The sequence below is a fragment of the Bernardetia sp. genome, from assembly GCF_020630935.1.
Taxonomy (GTDB): domain Bacteria; phylum Bacteroidota; class Bacteroidia; order Cytophagales; family Bernardetiaceae; genus Bernardetia.
In genome coordinates, this window is the sequence record NZ_JAHDIG010000053.1 from 1 (window position 1) to 13,720 (window position 13,720).

18 protein-coding genes are annotated in these 13,720 nt (G+C 32.9%); 11 read left to right on the forward strand and 7 right to left on the reverse strand.

The window, feature by feature from the left end:
• Nucleotides 1-535, forward strand: a 535-nt coding sequence (locus tag QZ659_RS14365) for a hypothetical protein (protein ID WP_291726579.1), incomplete at its 5' end; no start/stop codon positions are given.
• A gap of 85 nt (nt 536-620) precedes the next feature.
• Here QZ659_RS14365 and QZ659_RS14370 read toward each other — a convergent pair.
• Both QZ659_RS14370 and QZ659_RS14375 read right to left on the reverse strand, forming a co-directional pair.
• A complete protein-coding gene (locus QZ659_RS14370) occupies nt 621-1,670 on the reverse strand; it encodes a vWA domain-containing protein (RefSeq protein ID WP_291726581.1) in 1,050 nt (349 codons plus the stop codon).
• Nucleotides 1,671-1,700: 30 nt separating this feature from the next.
• Nucleotides 1,701-2,690: a hypothetical protein gene (locus tag QZ659_RS14375; protein ID WP_291726583.1), complete on the reverse strand. Its 990-nt coding sequence runs from the start codon at nt 2,688-2,690 to the stop codon at nt 1,701-1,703.
• A gap of 193 nt (nt 2,691-2,883) precedes the next feature.
• Between QZ659_RS14375 and QZ659_RS14380 the strand changes: the two genes are divergently transcribed.
• The 7 genes from QZ659_RS14380 to QZ659_RS14410 all read left to right on the forward strand — a co-directional run bounded on the left by QZ659_RS14380 (nt 2,884) and on the right by QZ659_RS14410 (nt 7,764).
• Nucleotides 2,884-3,462: a hypothetical protein gene (locus QZ659_RS14380; RefSeq protein ID WP_291726585.1), complete on the forward strand. Its 579-nt coding sequence runs from the start codon at nt 2,884-2,886 to the stop codon at nt 3,460-3,462.
• Between the two features lie 51 nt (nt 3,463-3,513).
• The gene (locus QZ659_RS14385) at nt 3,514-3,978 is read left to right on the forward strand and encodes a hypothetical protein (RefSeq protein ID WP_291726587.1); all 465 of its coding nucleotides are present in this window, start codon (nt 3,514-3,516) and stop codon (nt 3,976-3,978) included.
• A 311-nt stretch (nt 3,979-4,289) separates the two neighbouring features.
• Nucleotides 4,290-4,682: a hypothetical protein gene (locus QZ659_RS14390; protein ID WP_291726589.1), complete on the forward strand. Its 393-nt coding sequence runs from the start codon at nt 4,290-4,292 to the stop codon at nt 4,680-4,682.
• 191 nt (nt 4,683-4,873) lie between these two features.
• Nucleotides 4,874-6,346: a UDP-N-acetylmuramoyl-L-alanyl-D-glutamate--2,6-diaminopimelate ligase gene (locus QZ659_RS14395; protein WP_291726591.1), complete on the forward strand. Its 1,473-nt coding sequence runs from the start codon at nt 4,874-4,876 to the stop codon at nt 6,344-6,346.
• 33 nt (nt 6,347-6,379) lie between these two features.
• Nucleotides 6,380-6,796, forward strand: a complete 417-nt coding sequence (locus QZ659_RS14400) for a DUF3592 domain-containing protein (RefSeq protein ID WP_291726593.1) — start codon at nt 6,380-6,382, stop codon at nt 6,794-6,796.
• A gap of 70 nt (nt 6,797-6,866) precedes the next feature.
• Nucleotides 6,867-7,106: a hypothetical protein gene (locus QZ659_RS14405; RefSeq protein WP_291726595.1), complete on the forward strand. Its 240-nt coding sequence runs from the start codon at nt 6,867-6,869 to the stop codon at nt 7,104-7,106.
• Nucleotides 7,107-7,194: 88 nt separating this feature from the next.
• Entirely contained in the window at nt 7,195-7,764 is a 570-nt protein-coding gene (locus QZ659_RS14410) for a hypothetical protein (protein ID WP_291726597.1), read from the forward strand.
• An 81-nt stretch (nt 7,765-7,845) separates the two neighbouring features.
• Here QZ659_RS14410 and hslV read toward each other — a convergent pair whose 3' ends face one another.
• The 5 genes from hslV to QZ659_RS14435 all read right to left on the reverse strand — a co-directional run bounded on the left by hslV (nt 7,846) and on the right by QZ659_RS14435 (nt 11,249).
• The gene (gene hslV / locus QZ659_RS14415; RefSeq protein WP_291726599.1) at nt 7,846-8,382 is read right to left on the reverse strand and encodes an ATP-dependent protease subunit HslV; all 537 of its coding nucleotides are present in this window, start codon (nt 8,380-8,382) and stop codon (nt 7,846-7,848) included.
• 2 nt (nt 8,383-8,384) lie between these two features.
• Nucleotides 8,385-9,440, reverse strand: coding sequence for a serine hydrolase domain-containing protein (locus tag QZ659_RS14420; RefSeq protein ID WP_291726601.1), 1,056 nt, complete (start codon nt 9,438-9,440; stop codon nt 8,385-8,387).
• Nucleotides 9,430-10,194 carry an LPS export ABC transporter ATP-binding protein gene (gene lptB / locus QZ659_RS14425; RefSeq protein ID WP_291726603.1) on the reverse strand — a complete coding sequence of 255 codons (765 nt, stop codon included), beginning with the start codon at nt 10,192-10,194 and terminating at the stop codon, nt 9,430-9,432. The genes QZ659_RS14420 and lptB overlap by 11 nt, the downstream gene beginning before the upstream one ends.
• Before the next feature lie 105 nt (nt 10,195-10,299).
• On the reverse strand, nt 10,300-10,599 hold the full coding sequence (locus QZ659_RS14430) for a nucleotidyltransferase family protein (protein ID WP_291726605.1): 300 nt from the start codon (nt 10,597-10,599) through the stop codon (nt 10,300-10,302).
• A 71-nt stretch (nt 10,600-10,670) separates the two neighbouring features.
• Complete coding sequence (locus tag QZ659_RS14435; protein ID WP_291726607.1) at nt 10,671-11,249, reverse strand: SIS domain-containing protein; 579 nt, start codon at nt 11,247-11,249, stop codon at nt 10,671-10,673.
• 114 nt (nt 11,250-11,363) lie between these two features.
• On the opposite strand from QZ659_RS14435, the gene QZ659_RS14440 reads away from it, so the two are divergent.
• The 3 genes from QZ659_RS14440 to hemW all read left to right on the forward strand — a co-directional run bounded on the left by QZ659_RS14440 (nt 11,364) and on the right by hemW (nt 13,719).
• On the forward strand, nt 11,364-12,092 hold the full coding sequence (locus QZ659_RS14440; protein WP_291726609.1) for an ABC transporter ATP-binding protein: 729 nt from the start codon (nt 11,364-11,366) through the stop codon (nt 12,090-12,092).
• A 191-nt stretch (nt 12,093-12,283) separates the two neighbouring features.
• A complete protein-coding gene (locus QZ659_RS14445; RefSeq protein ID WP_291726682.1) occupies nt 12,284-12,520 on the forward strand; it encodes a DUF6728 family protein in 237 nt (78 codons plus the stop codon).
• A 32-nt stretch (nt 12,521-12,552) separates the two neighbouring features.
• Nucleotides 12,553-13,719 (forward strand): radical SAM family heme chaperone HemW, encoded by a 1,167-nt coding sequence (gene hemW, locus QZ659_RS14450; RefSeq protein WP_291726612.1) that lies wholly within the window; start codon nt 12,553-12,555, stop codon nt 13,717-13,719.
• Nucleotide 13,720: the final 1 nt, after the last annotated feature.

Here is a 13,720-nt window from a genome sequence, read left to right on the forward strand (position 1 = left end):
TAAAAGGATTTGTGAATTAGAGTACGAAATCAGAAAAACAACTAAGAATGGATTGAAAAAAGATTCAAAACTCATGCTTGACCAAGCACAGATATTATATAGTAAAAATTTAATAAAAAAATATGGAAAAATACAACAGGGAATAATAGATTTGGAACAATATCAAATAGATTTATCATTACATTTTCTAAATCGTATCCCAAATGAACCTCGTGATGAAAAAAACAAGCTAGGAAAAATTTTTAGACATAGGCATTATAACAATAATAAGTATTACTTGGTTGTATCACCTGATACCCTTAATAGAAACCCTCGCCATCCAAGAGTGAATGTAATAGAAGTGAAAATAGAGGGAGATAAAGGAATAATCCTAAATGAAATAGACACATTAGATAAGTATAATCTCAAAAAATTTCCTATAAAAACACTAAATGACTTTGAAGTAGACGAAATTAATCAAGCATTTTTTGTACAAGGGAAAAATGAAATTACAATACAGATTAAAAACGACTTTAAAAAAGTAATTGAAAAATAAAACAACTTAAAACCTAGATATTTCGCCAATATTTTAAGACAGAAAGCCATTCTTGTAAAAAGAATGGTTTTTTGTTTTTAGCTTACTAATCCTCCAAAGCACTCACTAAAAAAGTGTTTTTCAAGCCTAGCCAAATAATGAAAAATATAAATGCCCAAGTGAGGTAGATTTCATAATAATCATTGGTAAGGGTAAACTTATTTTCCTTGATTTCAGAGCGTTCTAATTTATCAATAGTAGCAAAAATAGAACTTAATGATTTGTTATCTGTCGCTCTAAAAAATTCTCCTCCTGTTATTTGTGCAATTTCTCTCATTCCAGACTCGTCTAAAGAGTTTTCGATATATTGTATCTGACCAAAACGGTTTCTGTATGGCACTCTTCCTTGCTTTCCAACACCAATCGTATAAATTTTGATACCGTATCCGTAAGCTAATTTGGCTGCCGTGTTAGGGTCAAGTGTTCCTGCATTGCTCTCTCCATCTGTCAAGAGAATCATTATTTTTGATTCTACTTCTTCGTTTTCTCTCATTCGGTTTGTTCCTACTCCGATGGCACTTCCAATGGCTGTTCCTCCTCGTTGTATCATTCTAAAATCAATTTCTTCTAAGTAGCCATACAAAAGTTCGTAGTCTGTGGTAAGTGGAGCAAGACTAAAGGCATCGCCAGCAAAAACAACAATTCCGATACGGTCTTGTAAACGTCCTTTGATGAAGTTATTTGCCACTTGTTTTGCAGATTCCAAACGATTGGGTTTGAGGTCTTCAATTTGCATAGATTCTGAAATATCCAAAACTAGCATTATATCAATTCCTTCTGTGTATTGCTCTGGAGGTTGTTCCGAAGTTTTTTGAGGGCGAGCAAGCGCAATCAAGATAAAAATCAAAAACAGACTAAAAAATAGCTTGGGTATGTGTCGTAAGATTGTCCAAAAGTCTGATTTTAAGCTAGTGTCTGGAAAAGCAACTTCTAATTTTTGTCTAAATTTTACAAAAATGAGCCATTTCAAGACAAATAATAATGGAACTCCAATAATAGCGTAGAGCCAAAATGAATTCTGCCAGTCGAAACTTTGAAGCATTTCGATAGTGAACCATTTAAAATCTAACCATTCAAAACTTGACTTACTAAACATTTTTTCTTGATTTAATTTCCTTTTTATTCCTTACTGTTGAGATTGTTTATTTAGTTCGTTTTCAGAAGTTACTCGCAGTTCTGCCAAACGTTTTTCAAAAATATTGATGGCATAGTTTTTTAAATTTTGAAGAGCAAGCTCTGTATTTTTATCTATTTGTCCTCCATAAATTGCCCTATCGATGACTTTCAAGTTTTGTCCTAAGGCTTCATTTTTTGTCAAGCGAGCAATTTCACTAGAAGTATAGGTGGTAAAAGGCTCATTTTTGAGCTTTTCAATATACGATTTCCACATTCCTAATGTATGGTCAGTGGCTTCTGGATTTTCAATACTTCCTAACTGATTAGCATATTCTTGAATAAACTTTTCGTGTTGGCGTTGTAGGCGTTTCAAACGGTAGCTTCTTCGAATACTTTCTCCAAAAAAGACAAAAAACAAAATTATGGCTACTACCAAAACAACAAATGCCAATCCGTATAAAGGATAATTTGTGAAGCGTGGAATGTCTATAAAAGTCGTATTCTTATAAAAAGTAATATCATCTTCCCTTAACATCCTTTCTAAAGTGTCTTGAGCCAAAACAAAATCCGTCTCTTTGGTGGAAACCTCTGTAAAATATTTCAACGTATCGCCTGTGTTTTGATTTAATACAAAAACAGGAAGTTTGAGGGATTGGATAGTATCTAGTTCGAAAGTTCTTAGCCAATAAATGGCACTATCAGTAGCGATGCCTTCTGACGTAGTTTGTGTGGGAAAAGCCTCTGTCTTGACCCATTCAAAGGGCTTGAAGTTGTAGGTAGAATCTGCAAAAATAACCTCTTTATCGTATTGGTGTACAAAGACCACTTTAAACGGAATATGTTTTCCCATTTTTAAGCTATCTTTTGAAAAAGAACCTGTTATTTTAGGAAGGTTGTTTTTTTCGTTCTCTGTCTGTCCGAAGCTGTAAAAATTGCAGAAAGCAAAGCTAAAAAATAAGACAGTTAGATGGAAAAAATATTTTTTATTTATAATTTTCATATTTTGTTATGACTTAATCACTCTTCTTTATATGTTTTGTAAAAGTTGAAAATCTCTAGTTACAAACATAATGGATTGAGTTTCTTTCTGCAATACGATAGATAAATGAATAACTTTCTTGAGAAATATACTTTTGGAAAGTTAGTCATTTTTTAGATATTCTGTTTTCAACTCTCCACAAACATAGCTACTTATGATAAAACTAAAATTTACTTTGCTTGTTGCTGTATTTTTCTTTGCTTTATTTCCAAAAGCCAAAGGTTTGGTTTTTTCGTGTTCTTCTGAAAAGATAGCAGAGGCAAAACCAAACACTAAAGTAGCTACATCAGACAAAAAACACACGTTAAATTATTGGAAAAATTCTACAAGTAAAAACATTTACAGAACTAAAGTTGTGAAAAATAGGAAGAATGAGAATAAAATTTCACTTAGAAAAAAACTTTCTATTCTAAAGCTAGTTCTAAAAAATAAGAATCGCAAAAAAGCTAAAAAAGATGCAAAAAAACAGCTTTACTGGACAACAAAACATACGCTTGGTCTAATAGCTTGGGCAGCTACCTTAGGAACTGTGATGAGTTTTCTGACAGGAAATATTATTTTTGGAGTTTTATTTTCTTGTATTGCAATTTTTTCTCTGATACTGATTCTTTTTAGTGAAAGTATATCAAAGTTTGCAAAGTTTTTGCTTTGGTTGGCTCTTGGAGGCTCAATAGCATTATTTTTTATGGTGGCATTTCCACTTCTCACAGAGCTTATCCTTTTATTTTTTTAGAACTTTTTTTTATTCAAGTTATATATTTTTTTCAATCTAACCCCAATTTTTATGAAAACTACCTTTTTAACTCTCCTACTTTTAGTATTCGGATTTTCTTCGTTTGCATTTATGCCAGCAGAGTCTGCTAGTGCATCAGCAAGTGCAGCCGTTGCCTCTGAAAAACCAAAAACTGAATCAGAAAACAAAGCGAAAACAGAAACAAAGAAAGAAGTCAAACAAATGACTGCCAAAGAGCTTCAACAAAAAATGGAAGCCAACTACGAAGCTAATAAGAAAGAAATGAGCCTGAAAGAACGCCTAGCAAGCAAACTTCTTATCAAAAAACTTAAAAAAGCAGAGAAGAAAGAGGTAAAGGATTCAAAAAAGAGTAAAGGTTCAACAGAATTATTTCATCTTTTAGGTATTTTACTTATTGTTTTAGGTGTTGTAAGTATCATATTTTTAAACCTTTATGGAGGTATAGTTACTATTATAGTAGGTATATTTGTTTACTTATTGCCAGAACTTATTTAATTTTTTGTGGAAGAAAATCAGTAAAACTTCAATTTTCTGATTTTCTTGTTCCTACATTTTAGTCTAGTAGAACTCTCGCACATTGACATAACAAACAAATTTTATTTTGATAAAAATGTTTTCTTTTGTTAGTGAAAAGGCGTGCCTTTTTCTTACAGATGATAAAACAAAATAATATTTTTTCTAAAATTGATTTTGCGAAAGTCCTATTTAGGAATCACTATTTTTTTAATCTTTAATTTTTTATTAATATGAAGTATTTTTTTATTGTAATCCTCTCATTTTTTGTCACATTCTCATCTTTTGGCTTTATGCCTGCCGAAAGTAGTTCTAATAGTTTAGTTTCTGAAGCGAATAAATCAGAAGCTAAAGCAACTACAAAAACAGCGTCGGAAAAGACTATCACTTCTAAAGAACTTGTAGAAAAGCTAGAAGCGAACAAATCTAAAATGAACTTCAAACAGCGACTAGCTGCCAAGATGCTAACTAAGAAGCTCAAAAAGATAGAAAAGAAACAAGCTAAAGCAGAAAAAAAGTCTATTAAAGAAAGTAAAGATTCTACTGCTCTTGGTGGAATATTGAGATTCATTGGAATTTTACTCATTATTTTGGGAGTAGTTGGCTTATTTACCAGTTTTGTAACAGCTGGAATAGGAACTATCATTGTAGGAGTTATTCTTGTTTTATTACCTATGTTGATATAACACTTGATTTTAAATAACAAGAGAAAACAACGCATTTTTGATTAAATTGCGTTGTTTTTTTTATTTATATAGGAAACTTAGTTGGACTACTTTATTGATTTTGTAACCAAGAATCAAAACAAAGTTACTTGGAATAGATTAAAAAAATAAGCACTACTAAAACAGACCTTCCCAATAAAAAATAATTAGTCATGAAAATAATAGAGTTACTCAAAAATATAAAAGTAGAGTCTTTACACGGAGATTTAGACACTACTATCAATGAAATTCAATTTGACTCTCGTAAGATAAAACCAAATGATATTTATGTAGCCTTGAAAGGTACGGTGGCTGATGGGCATCAGTTCATAAAGCAAGCTATTCAAGATGGAGCAAAGGCTATTGTCTGTGAAATTTTGCCTGTGTATTTGGAAAAGGAAGTTATCTATGTAAAGGTAGAAAATACAGCCAAAACCTTAGGATTGTTGGCAGGGAACTATTATGGAAACCCGTCTAAAAAACTAAAATTGGTAGGTGTTACAGGTACGAATGGTAAGACAACAGTTGTAACAATTTTGTACAAATTATTTAAAAAACTAGGATACAACGTCGGACTTATTTCTACTATTCACAACAAAATAAAAACTCGTATTTATCCATCTACGCATACTACCCCAAATCCTGTCGAACTCAATAAGCTATTGGCAGAAATGGTAAAAAAACGCTGTACTCACGTTTTTATGGAGGTAAGCTCACACGCTGTCGTACAAAAACGCATTGAAGGACTGCATTTTAAAGGAGCTGTGTTTACAAATATTTCACACGACCATTTAGATTATCATAAAACATTTGCTGAATATATCAGAGCAAAAAAAGGCTTTTTTGATATGCTTTCCACAACAGCTTTTGCACTTGTCAATCAAGACGACAAGCGAGGTTTGGTTATGCTTCAAAACTGTAAGGCAAAACACGTAACATATTCTATGAAATCTATGTCTGATTATAAAGTCAGAATTATGGATAGTTCTTTTGAAGGAATGCAATTACAGATAGAAGAGCGTCTTAACGGGCAAATCAATGGTAAAGAAACATGGACAAAACTCATCGGACATTTTAATGCCTACAATCTCTTGGCTGTCTATGCTGTGGCGATGCTTTTGGGAGAAGATGAAGATGAAATTTTGACAGAGCTTTCCAATATAAAAGGAGTAAATGGTCGTTTTCAGCGTTATACGTCATCTTTAGGAGTTCATGCGATTGTAGATTATGCTCATACGCCCGATGCACTTGAAAATATTTTAAAAACAATTAGCGAGATAAAAAAGCCTCATCAAAATCTAATTACTGTTGTGGGCTGTGGAGGAGATAGAGATAAAACCAAACGACCAGAAATGGCAAAAATAGCTACGAATTATAGTACGTGGAGCATTTTTACATCAGATAATCCAAGAACAGAAAAGCCAGAAGATATTTTACAAGATATGTTAGAGGGGGTAAAAGAAGTAGAGCCTTCAAAATATCAGACGATAGTTTTACGCAAAGAAGCCATTGAAAGAGCTTGTAGTATGGCAAGTAAAGACGATATTATTTTAGTGGCTGGAAAAGGACACGAAACCTATCAAGAAATAAATGGAGAGCGTTTTGATTTTGATGATAGAGTAGTTTTGAAGGAATCTTTGGAGTAAAAAATATCTAATATACTTTTCAAATTATAATTTATGAAACCTCTCATTTTTGGATTTTTATTGTTACTAGGTTGGGTATTTCTCTTCATTACCTTTAGTAACTACAAACAAAGCTCATTTTTATTAGAAAATGGAAAAAAGACTAAAGCTCTTGTTATTGATTTAGGAGAAGAACAAGATTTTGAAGGCTATGAATATACTCCCATTTTTGAATATCAAGACGAAGAAAATAATACCATAACCTTTGTGAGCAATGCTACGTCAGATTATGAACCGTACAGCGTGGGCGATAGTGTAGAGATTGTTTACTTCCCAAATGAGCCGAATACTGAAGTTGAGATTTCGTTTTTTTCGCTGTATGGAATGTCTCTCATTTTTGGAGTTCTGGGTCTTGTGTTTTCTGTCGCTGGCTTCGGGTTTTTGATAGATTTTTATAGGAATAAGAAGTAGATATGAAATTATTTTACTGTATTTTTGCTTCAAGAATAGTAATTCTATTCTCTACATTATATCAAATAAAATGAATAAAAGAGCTTGCGAAAAATCTATATTTAGAACGTTACATCTAATTTTGGAGACACAAAAAATGATAGAACTGTATGAAGAAGATTCAGAATTTGAAACAGATTTATCAGCTATAAGAGAGCATAAAGAAATGCTAACAAGTCTTATTAGAGATATTAATGATGATTTACTGCCTTATAATCTTGGTTTATATTCCTTAAGTTTAGACAATGATGCAAAACAAAATAGGTATTGATTTTCTAAAAACCATAGTTTTTCTGAAAAACGATGAATTTACCCTATTTTTGATGACATAATCTTGATATCAAAATACCATTTTAAATATGAAATATATACTTTCTGTGTGCTGTCTTATCGTTATTTTCCAATCTTGTTCTTCTGCTAACAAATCAGGCTCTATGCCGACGAGTAACCAAGAAAGTACAGAAGCAGGAGCAATGTCGGATAAGAAAAAACGAGAAAAGCTAGATGAAGCACAGGATGAACTCTACGAAGAAGCACCCACAGAAGCTCTACGACAAATTTCCATTCCAGAACAGACTTTCAAAATAGAAAGAGTAATCGTCTTAGATGATGCAAGAAGTGAGAGTGACATTGCCAGTGAAAGCTCTAGCGAAAGTGAAAAACTAAGCGTGAGCAATAAACACGCAAAGGTTTTGTTGTTTGCAGAAAAAATACAAACGGGTTCTTATCCAATAGCTCAAAATAATCTTCCTTATGCCACCGTCCATGTAATGCTCACACAAGGACAAGAAAAAATTGAAGGTGACCTAGAAGATGGAACGGTACATTTGTCCGTTTTGGATTCGGCTGGAATAACCAAAGGAAATTTTGAAGGAACGCTCATCAAAGGAGACGAGCGTTATTTTATTGGAGGAAACTTTTCGAATTAATTGAAAATGAATAACGAACAATGAAAAATTTAGTAGTTGGCTTTTCATTCATCATTAATAATTAACCATTTATCATTAATTCTAAAGTGTTTCTATCATAAAGTTATGGTTTGTATAAATACACGTATCAGCAGCAATAGTGAGTGCTTCTTTTACCATTTCTTCTGCTGAAAGGTGTGGTGCGTGGCGTTTGAGCGCAATAGCAGCTGATTTTGCATACATACTTCCAGAGCCGATAGATTCTACTTCTTCATCTGGTTCAATAACATCTCCAGAACCCGAAATATTTAAGATTCCATTTTTATCTACCACAATCATCATTGCTTCTAGCTTACGAAGGTAACGGTCTGTACGCCAATCTTTGGCAAGTTCGATGGCAGAGCGTTTTACATTTCCACCGTACGAGTTTAGTTTTTCTTCGAAGCGTTCTAAAAGTGTGAAGGCATCGGCAGTTGAGCCAGCAAAGCCTGTAATTACTTTTCCATCTGCAATTTTACGAATTTTTTTGACAGTAGATTTGGCTACTGTATTTCCCATAGTTGCCTGTCCGTCTGCTCCAATGGCAATTTGTCCGTTGTGAGAAATGGCAAGGACGGTTGTTGATTTTATTTTTTGCATTTTTAATTTGGTTGATTATTATTCTTTACTGTTTTCAATAATTCAGTATGATGGTAAAATGTCTTTTTAAAATTAGGTAATTTATAAGCCGTATTTTCTAATATGATAAGGCTTGTTTTTGTTTGAGGAAAATAAAAGTTAGAAGACACAAATCCAGGGGCAAACCCTAATGCTCCAATCTGAATATCCTGCTCATTTTTTTGAAACGTAAGACCATAACCGTATTCAATACTTCCAAAAATAGGATGTTTTCTTGTTTCATACTGTTTGGTCATTAGCTTAAAAGTTTCATTTTTGAGTAATTTTCCATTATGAAGGAGTGTGTTCCACTTTACTAAATCCTGTGCTGTAGAAATAAAACTTCCTGCTGCTACATAATTCTGAAATGTATTTTCCTCATAGATAATATTTCCACTTTCTGTTTCTGTGTAACCTGCTGTTATCATTTTTTTGTTTTCGATGCTAGGATAAGCAGTATGTTTCAGTCCAATAGTTTTGAAAAAAGTAGTTGAAATTTCTTCAAAAGATTGCTTTTTTACGTTTTCCAAAATATTAGCAAGAAGTTTAAACCCTAATTGAGAGTATTCAAACTTGCTTCCCAAAGGAAATGCTAGTGGTTCATTTAAGTTTCTAATGCCGTGTGTGTGCGTCAAGAGATGATGAACGGTTACAGAATCAGCCCATTTTTGTTTTACGTTTGGAAAATAGGTGCGTATAGGTTCATTAAGATTTATACTGCCTTTTTCATATTCTTGCAAAATCATAACAGCCGTTATTTGCTTACTTATAGAACCAATAACAAATTGATTTTCAGGCGTCAGAGGAATTTTTTTCTCTCTGTTTGCAAAGCCTTGAGTTTTAGAATAGATTTGTTTTCCATCTTTTACCATCAAAACAACTCCATTAAAAGGCTTAACAGTAGTAGATTCGATGAGCGAGTCAATGGCAGAAATATAACTATCCTCAAACTGTTTTTTTTCTACTTTTTGGCAACTAAAAAAAATAAGACTGATAAAAATATAAATCCACAAACAATACAATGATTTTTTAAAATTCATCTTTAAAATCTTTATCAAAGTCAAATACTTTACGCTTGTATTCGTACTTACTACCAAAGTAAACATCTTTTACACCTTTGTGAGCCGATACTTCTTCTGGAGTTCCATCAGCGAAAGGGTCACCTTCAAACATAATATAGACTTTATCACAAATCGAAAGCGTCTCATCTGCTTTATGGTCTGTGATAAGAACACCAATATTCTTCTGTTTTAGTTTTGCTACCAACATTTGGATATTCTCCACAGCGATAGGGTCAACACCAGCAAAAGGTTCATCTAGTAAGATAAAGTTTGGGTTCGTAGCCACAGCCCTAGCAATTTCTGTACGACGACGCTCACCACCAGAGAGTAGTTTTCCTTTTGTTTTTTTGAAGCGTTTCAAACGAAACTCTTCAATGAGTTCCTCCATTTTTTCACGCTGCTCCTGTTTGGAGAGATTTCGCATTTCTAAAGGAGCTAATATGTTTTCTTCTACAGTAAGTTCTCTAAAAACAGAGTTTTCCTGTGCTAAATAACCAATTCCTAGCTGCGAACGGCGAAACATAGGAAGCTTTGTGATGTCTCTATCATCCAAATAAACTCTTCCACTATTTGGTTTTACTAATCCTACGACCATATAAAAAGAAGTTGTCTTACCAGCTCCATTGGGCCCCAAAACACCTACAATTTCGCCTTGTTTTACTTCTATCGAAACGCCATTCACTACCGTTCTGCCACCGTAGCGTTTGACTAAATTATCTGCTCTTAAAATCATTTTTTCAGTAATCAGTAACCAGTAATCAGTAACCAGTCAAATTCAATATTTTTTCTTCGTATTTTATAATACAATATAAATCAATTACCAAACTTACTCAATTTGTTACACATCTGTTTTTGGTACAACCTCATTTTGTGAATAAATAAGTATTTTATCTCGGTTTATAGAATCTTTTAAGAATTTGGAAACCGAATTATTACTAATCAAATCTACTTCAAGCCTTAGTTTTTTTTCTAAATCTAATTGTAAATTTATCAAATCAAATAAAGAAAAATCCGTAGCATGTTCTATTAAAAAATCTATATCGCTGTTTGGCTTTTGTTGTTTTCTTGAATATGAACCAAACAGATACGCTTTTTGAATACCATGTTTTTTCCAAATTGAATATAAACTTTCTAGCATAACTGTAATACAGACTTCCTAGTCTGTATGAGAAAAGTATTTTTAGTCAGACTAGAAGTCTGACCTACATTTTATTCAAATAAAGCATTTTCCACCCATTCACACAAAATATGTCCTATCAAAATATGACTTTCCTGTATGCGTGGCGTATCGTCAGAAGGAACATTCAAAATTATATCACAAAGCTCTTTTAATTTTCCTCCTTTGCTACCTGTCATTCCAATAGTAATCATTCCAATTTTTTTGGCTGCTTCTACGGCTTTTACAATATTAGGCGAATTTCCAGAAGTAGAAATGGCTACTAAAACGTCGCCTTTTCGTCCCATTGCCTGTACCATTCTTTCAAAAACAATATCGTAGCCATAATCATTTCCTACGGCTGTCATATACGAAGAATTGACGTGCAGAGCTTCAGAAAAAAGTGGTTTTCGGTCTTTGTAGAAACGCCCAGAAAGTTCGGCAGAAATATGCTGTGCATCGGCAGCACTTCCACCATTTCCACAAAAAAGAACTTTTTTATCGTTTTGAAAGGCTATTTTCCAAGCCTGCGCAGCTTTTGAAATGTTTTCTAACAAAGATTCATTTGTTAGGATTCGCTCTTTTGTAGCAATACTTTCCTGTATGCGTGTGTTTATGAAGTTTGGGTCCATTGTTATTTATCATAAAGTTTTATACAAATTTACCAATAAAAATCTCAAAACTGTAATACTGTTTTCAAAGTTGCTACTAATGTGTTGTAAATCAAGAATACAAAAAAATACAAGATGAACGAAGTTATCCGTACAGAAAAAATATCTAGGCGTTATAAAATGGGAGATGAAATCATTCATGCGCTCAAATCGGTTTCTATTTCCATTAATTTTGGCGAATATGTCGCATTTATGGGACCTTCTGGTTCTGGAAAATCTACACTGATGAACATTGTGGGTTGTTTGGATACGCCCACAAGTGGTTCATATATTTTGAATAAGCGAGATGTAAGCCGACTTTCGGAAGATGAACTGGCAGAAATTAGAAATAAAGAAATTGGTTTTGTCTTTCAGACTTTTAACCTTTTGCCTCGTGCTTCTTCATTAGATAATGTAGCCTTGCCCTTGATTTATGCAGGATATAGCAAGAAAGAACGTGAAGCAAAAGCAAAAAAAGCCTTAGAAGACGTAGGGCTTGGCGACCGTTACCATCACAAACCAAACGAACTGTCGGGAGGGCAGCGTCAGCGTGTGGCGATTGCAAGAGCTTTGATAAATAACCCAAGTATTATTTTGGCAGACGAACCAACAGGAAACCTAGATACCAAAACGTCGTATGAAATTATGAACTTGTTTGCAGAGCTGCATAAAAAAGGAAACACAATCATTATGGTTACGCACGAAGAAGATATTGCTAATTACGCTCACCGAGTGGTCTTTATGCGTGATGGAAATATTGAAAGAGATGAGATAAATAAGAATCCTACACAGGTAAACCTCATGGATTTGACTAAGAAAGAGTAAATAATGTCATTGATGCGAACACCAACAACAGTAAAGATTTTCATATCTTTGTGATAGAAAAAACAAAAATGTTGTTCAAGAGATTGTAGAAAATAGTTATACTCTCTTAAAGTATTAAAAGTAGCGTTTTATGTTAGTCAAATAATTTAATTCGTAATTTTTAATTCGTAATTTTTAATTCTTTCCCAGCTATGCAAACTACAAAAGCAAATATAGATTCTTCAAATAACTCTGAAAAAATTGTCCGTAAGAAAAAAAATAGCTTAAAAGATTATTTTGCGCTGATGCCTGTCTTGACGTATTTTTTTACGAAGAAAAATTCAGCCAACTTCAATATTCGTGCTATGCACACCATCAATAAAATTTCGATTACCGTTTTTTTATTAGGACTGATTTTTATTATTGTTAAAAAAGTATTCTTATCTTAAAATGTAGCATACACTTTAGTGTGTGAAACTATATGATATATATTCACATTCCATTTTGCAAACAAGCCTGTCATTATTGTGATTTTCATTTTAGTACGAATCTCAAACAAAAACAGGCTTTTTTGTTTGCACTAGAAAAAGAAATTGAGCTTCGCAACCATTTTTTTGAGAGTACAAAACCACTCAAAACCATCTATTTTGGTGGAGGAACACCTTCTATTTTAGAAGTTTCAGAACTTGAAAATATTTTAGACAAACTAAAATCCACTTTTGAAATTGATGAGAATGCCGAAATTACGCTTGAAGCTAATCCAGATGACCTCACTTCACTAGAGTTTTTGAAAGACCTTAGAAAAATAGGTTTTAATCGTTTGAGTATCGGTATTCAATCGTTTGAAGAATCATTTTTAAAATTTATGAATAGGGCGCATAATGCAGAAGAAGCACAAAACTGCGTCAGATTAGCTCAAAAAGCAGGGTTTGAAAACATTAGTATTGATTTGATTTATGGCGTACAATTACCAAAAAATAATTCTGAAAAGCAAAGTGATGTTTTAAAATCAAATCCTCATTCTTTTTGGAAAAAAGATTTAGAGTTTGCCCTTGCACTAGATGTACCTCATATTTCTGCGTATTGTCTTACTATTGAACCCAAAACGCCTTTTGGAAATTATTTAAAACGAGGAAAGTTAAAGCCAATTGATGAAGAGTTTGCAGCACAGCAGTTTGAAATTCTGACGCAAACACTTAAAGAAAACGGTTATCTGCATTACGAAATTTCTAATTTTGCAAAACCCAATCAGTTTTCAAAACATAACACAGCCTACTGGCAAGACGAGCCGTATTTAGGCTTGGGAGCTTCGGCGCATTCTTACGATGGGCAACATCGTTTTATGAATGCTGCTAATAATAGAAAGTATGTAGAAAGTTTGGAGAAAAATACATTGCCTCAAATTATAGATGAGCTTTCAGAAAATGATAGAATCAATGAGTATTTTTTGACTTCTCTTCGGACGATTTGGGGAATAGACATACATCATTTGATAAAAAAATATAATTACAACCTCTTAGAAAATCAGTCTGAAACGATTTCAAAACTTACAAAAAATCAAATGATTGAATTAAAGAATGACAAAATTGTTCTGACAGAAAAAGGAAAATTATTTGCTGATGGAATTGCTGCTGATTTTTTTGTGTAAA

What these genes read in the sequence shown, in the direction of transcription:
- QZ659_RS14370 (WP_291726581.1), bottom strand. Translation starts at nt 1,670, where the DNA reads ATGTTTAGTAAGTCAAGTTTTGAATGGTTAGATTTTAAATGGTTCACT.
- QZ659_RS14375 (WP_291726583.1), bottom strand. Translation starts at nt 2,690, where the DNA reads ATGAAAATTATAAATAAAAAATATTTTTTCCATCTAACTGTCTTATTT.
- QZ659_RS14380 (WP_291726585.1), top strand. Translation starts at nt 2,884, where the DNA reads ATGATAAAACTAAAATTTACTTTGCTTGTTGCTGTATTTTTCTTTGCT.
- QZ659_RS14385 (WP_291726587.1), top strand. Translation starts at nt 3,514, where the DNA reads ATGAAAACTACCTTTTTAACTCTCCTACTTTTAGTATTCGGATTTTCT.
- QZ659_RS14390 (WP_291726589.1), top strand. Translation starts at nt 4,290, where the DNA reads ATGCCTGCCGAAAGTAGTTCTAATAGTTTAGTTTCTGAAGCGAATAAA.
- QZ659_RS14395 (WP_291726591.1), top strand. Translation starts at nt 4,874, where the DNA reads ATGAAAATAATAGAGTTACTCAAAAATATAAAAGTAGAGTCTTTACAC.
- QZ659_RS14400 (WP_291726593.1), top strand. Translation starts at nt 6,380, where the DNA reads ATGAAACCTCTCATTTTTGGATTTTTATTGTTACTAGGTTGGGTATTT.
- QZ659_RS14405 (WP_291726595.1), top strand. Translation starts at nt 6,867, where the DNA reads ATGAATAAAAGAGCTTGCGAAAAATCTATATTTAGAACGTTACATCTA.
- QZ659_RS14410 (WP_291726597.1), top strand. Translation starts at nt 7,195, where the DNA reads ATGAAATATATACTTTCTGTGTGCTGTCTTATCGTTATTTTCCAATCT.
- hslV (WP_291726599.1), bottom strand. Translation starts at nt 8,382, where the DNA reads ATGCAAAAAATAAAATCAACAACCGTCCTTGCCATTTCTCACAACGGA.
- QZ659_RS14420 (WP_291726601.1), bottom strand. Translation starts at nt 9,440, where the DNA reads ATGAATTTTAAAAAATCATTGTATTGTTTGTGGATTTATATTTTTATC.
- lptB (WP_291726603.1), bottom strand. Translation starts at nt 10,194, where the DNA reads ATGATTTTAAGAGCAGATAATTTAGTCAAACGCTACGGTGGCAGAACG.
- QZ659_RS14430 (WP_291726605.1), bottom strand. Translation starts at nt 10,599, where the DNA reads ATGCTAGAAAGTTTATATTCAATTTGGAAAAAACATGGTATTCAAAAA.
- QZ659_RS14435 (WP_291726607.1), bottom strand. Translation starts at nt 11,249, where the DNA reads ATGGACCCAAACTTCATAAACACACGCATACAGGAAAGTATTGCTACA.
- QZ659_RS14440 (WP_291726609.1), top strand. Translation starts at nt 11,364, where the DNA reads ATGAACGAAGTTATCCGTACAGAAAAAATATCTAGGCGTTATAAAATG.
- QZ659_RS14445 (WP_291726682.1), top strand. Translation starts at nt 12,284, where the DNA reads ATGCAAACTACAAAAGCAAATATAGATTCTTCAAATAACTCTGAAAAA.
- hemW (WP_291726612.1), top strand. Translation starts at nt 12,553, where the DNA reads ATGATATATATTCACATTCCATTTTGCAAACAAGCCTGTCATTATTGT.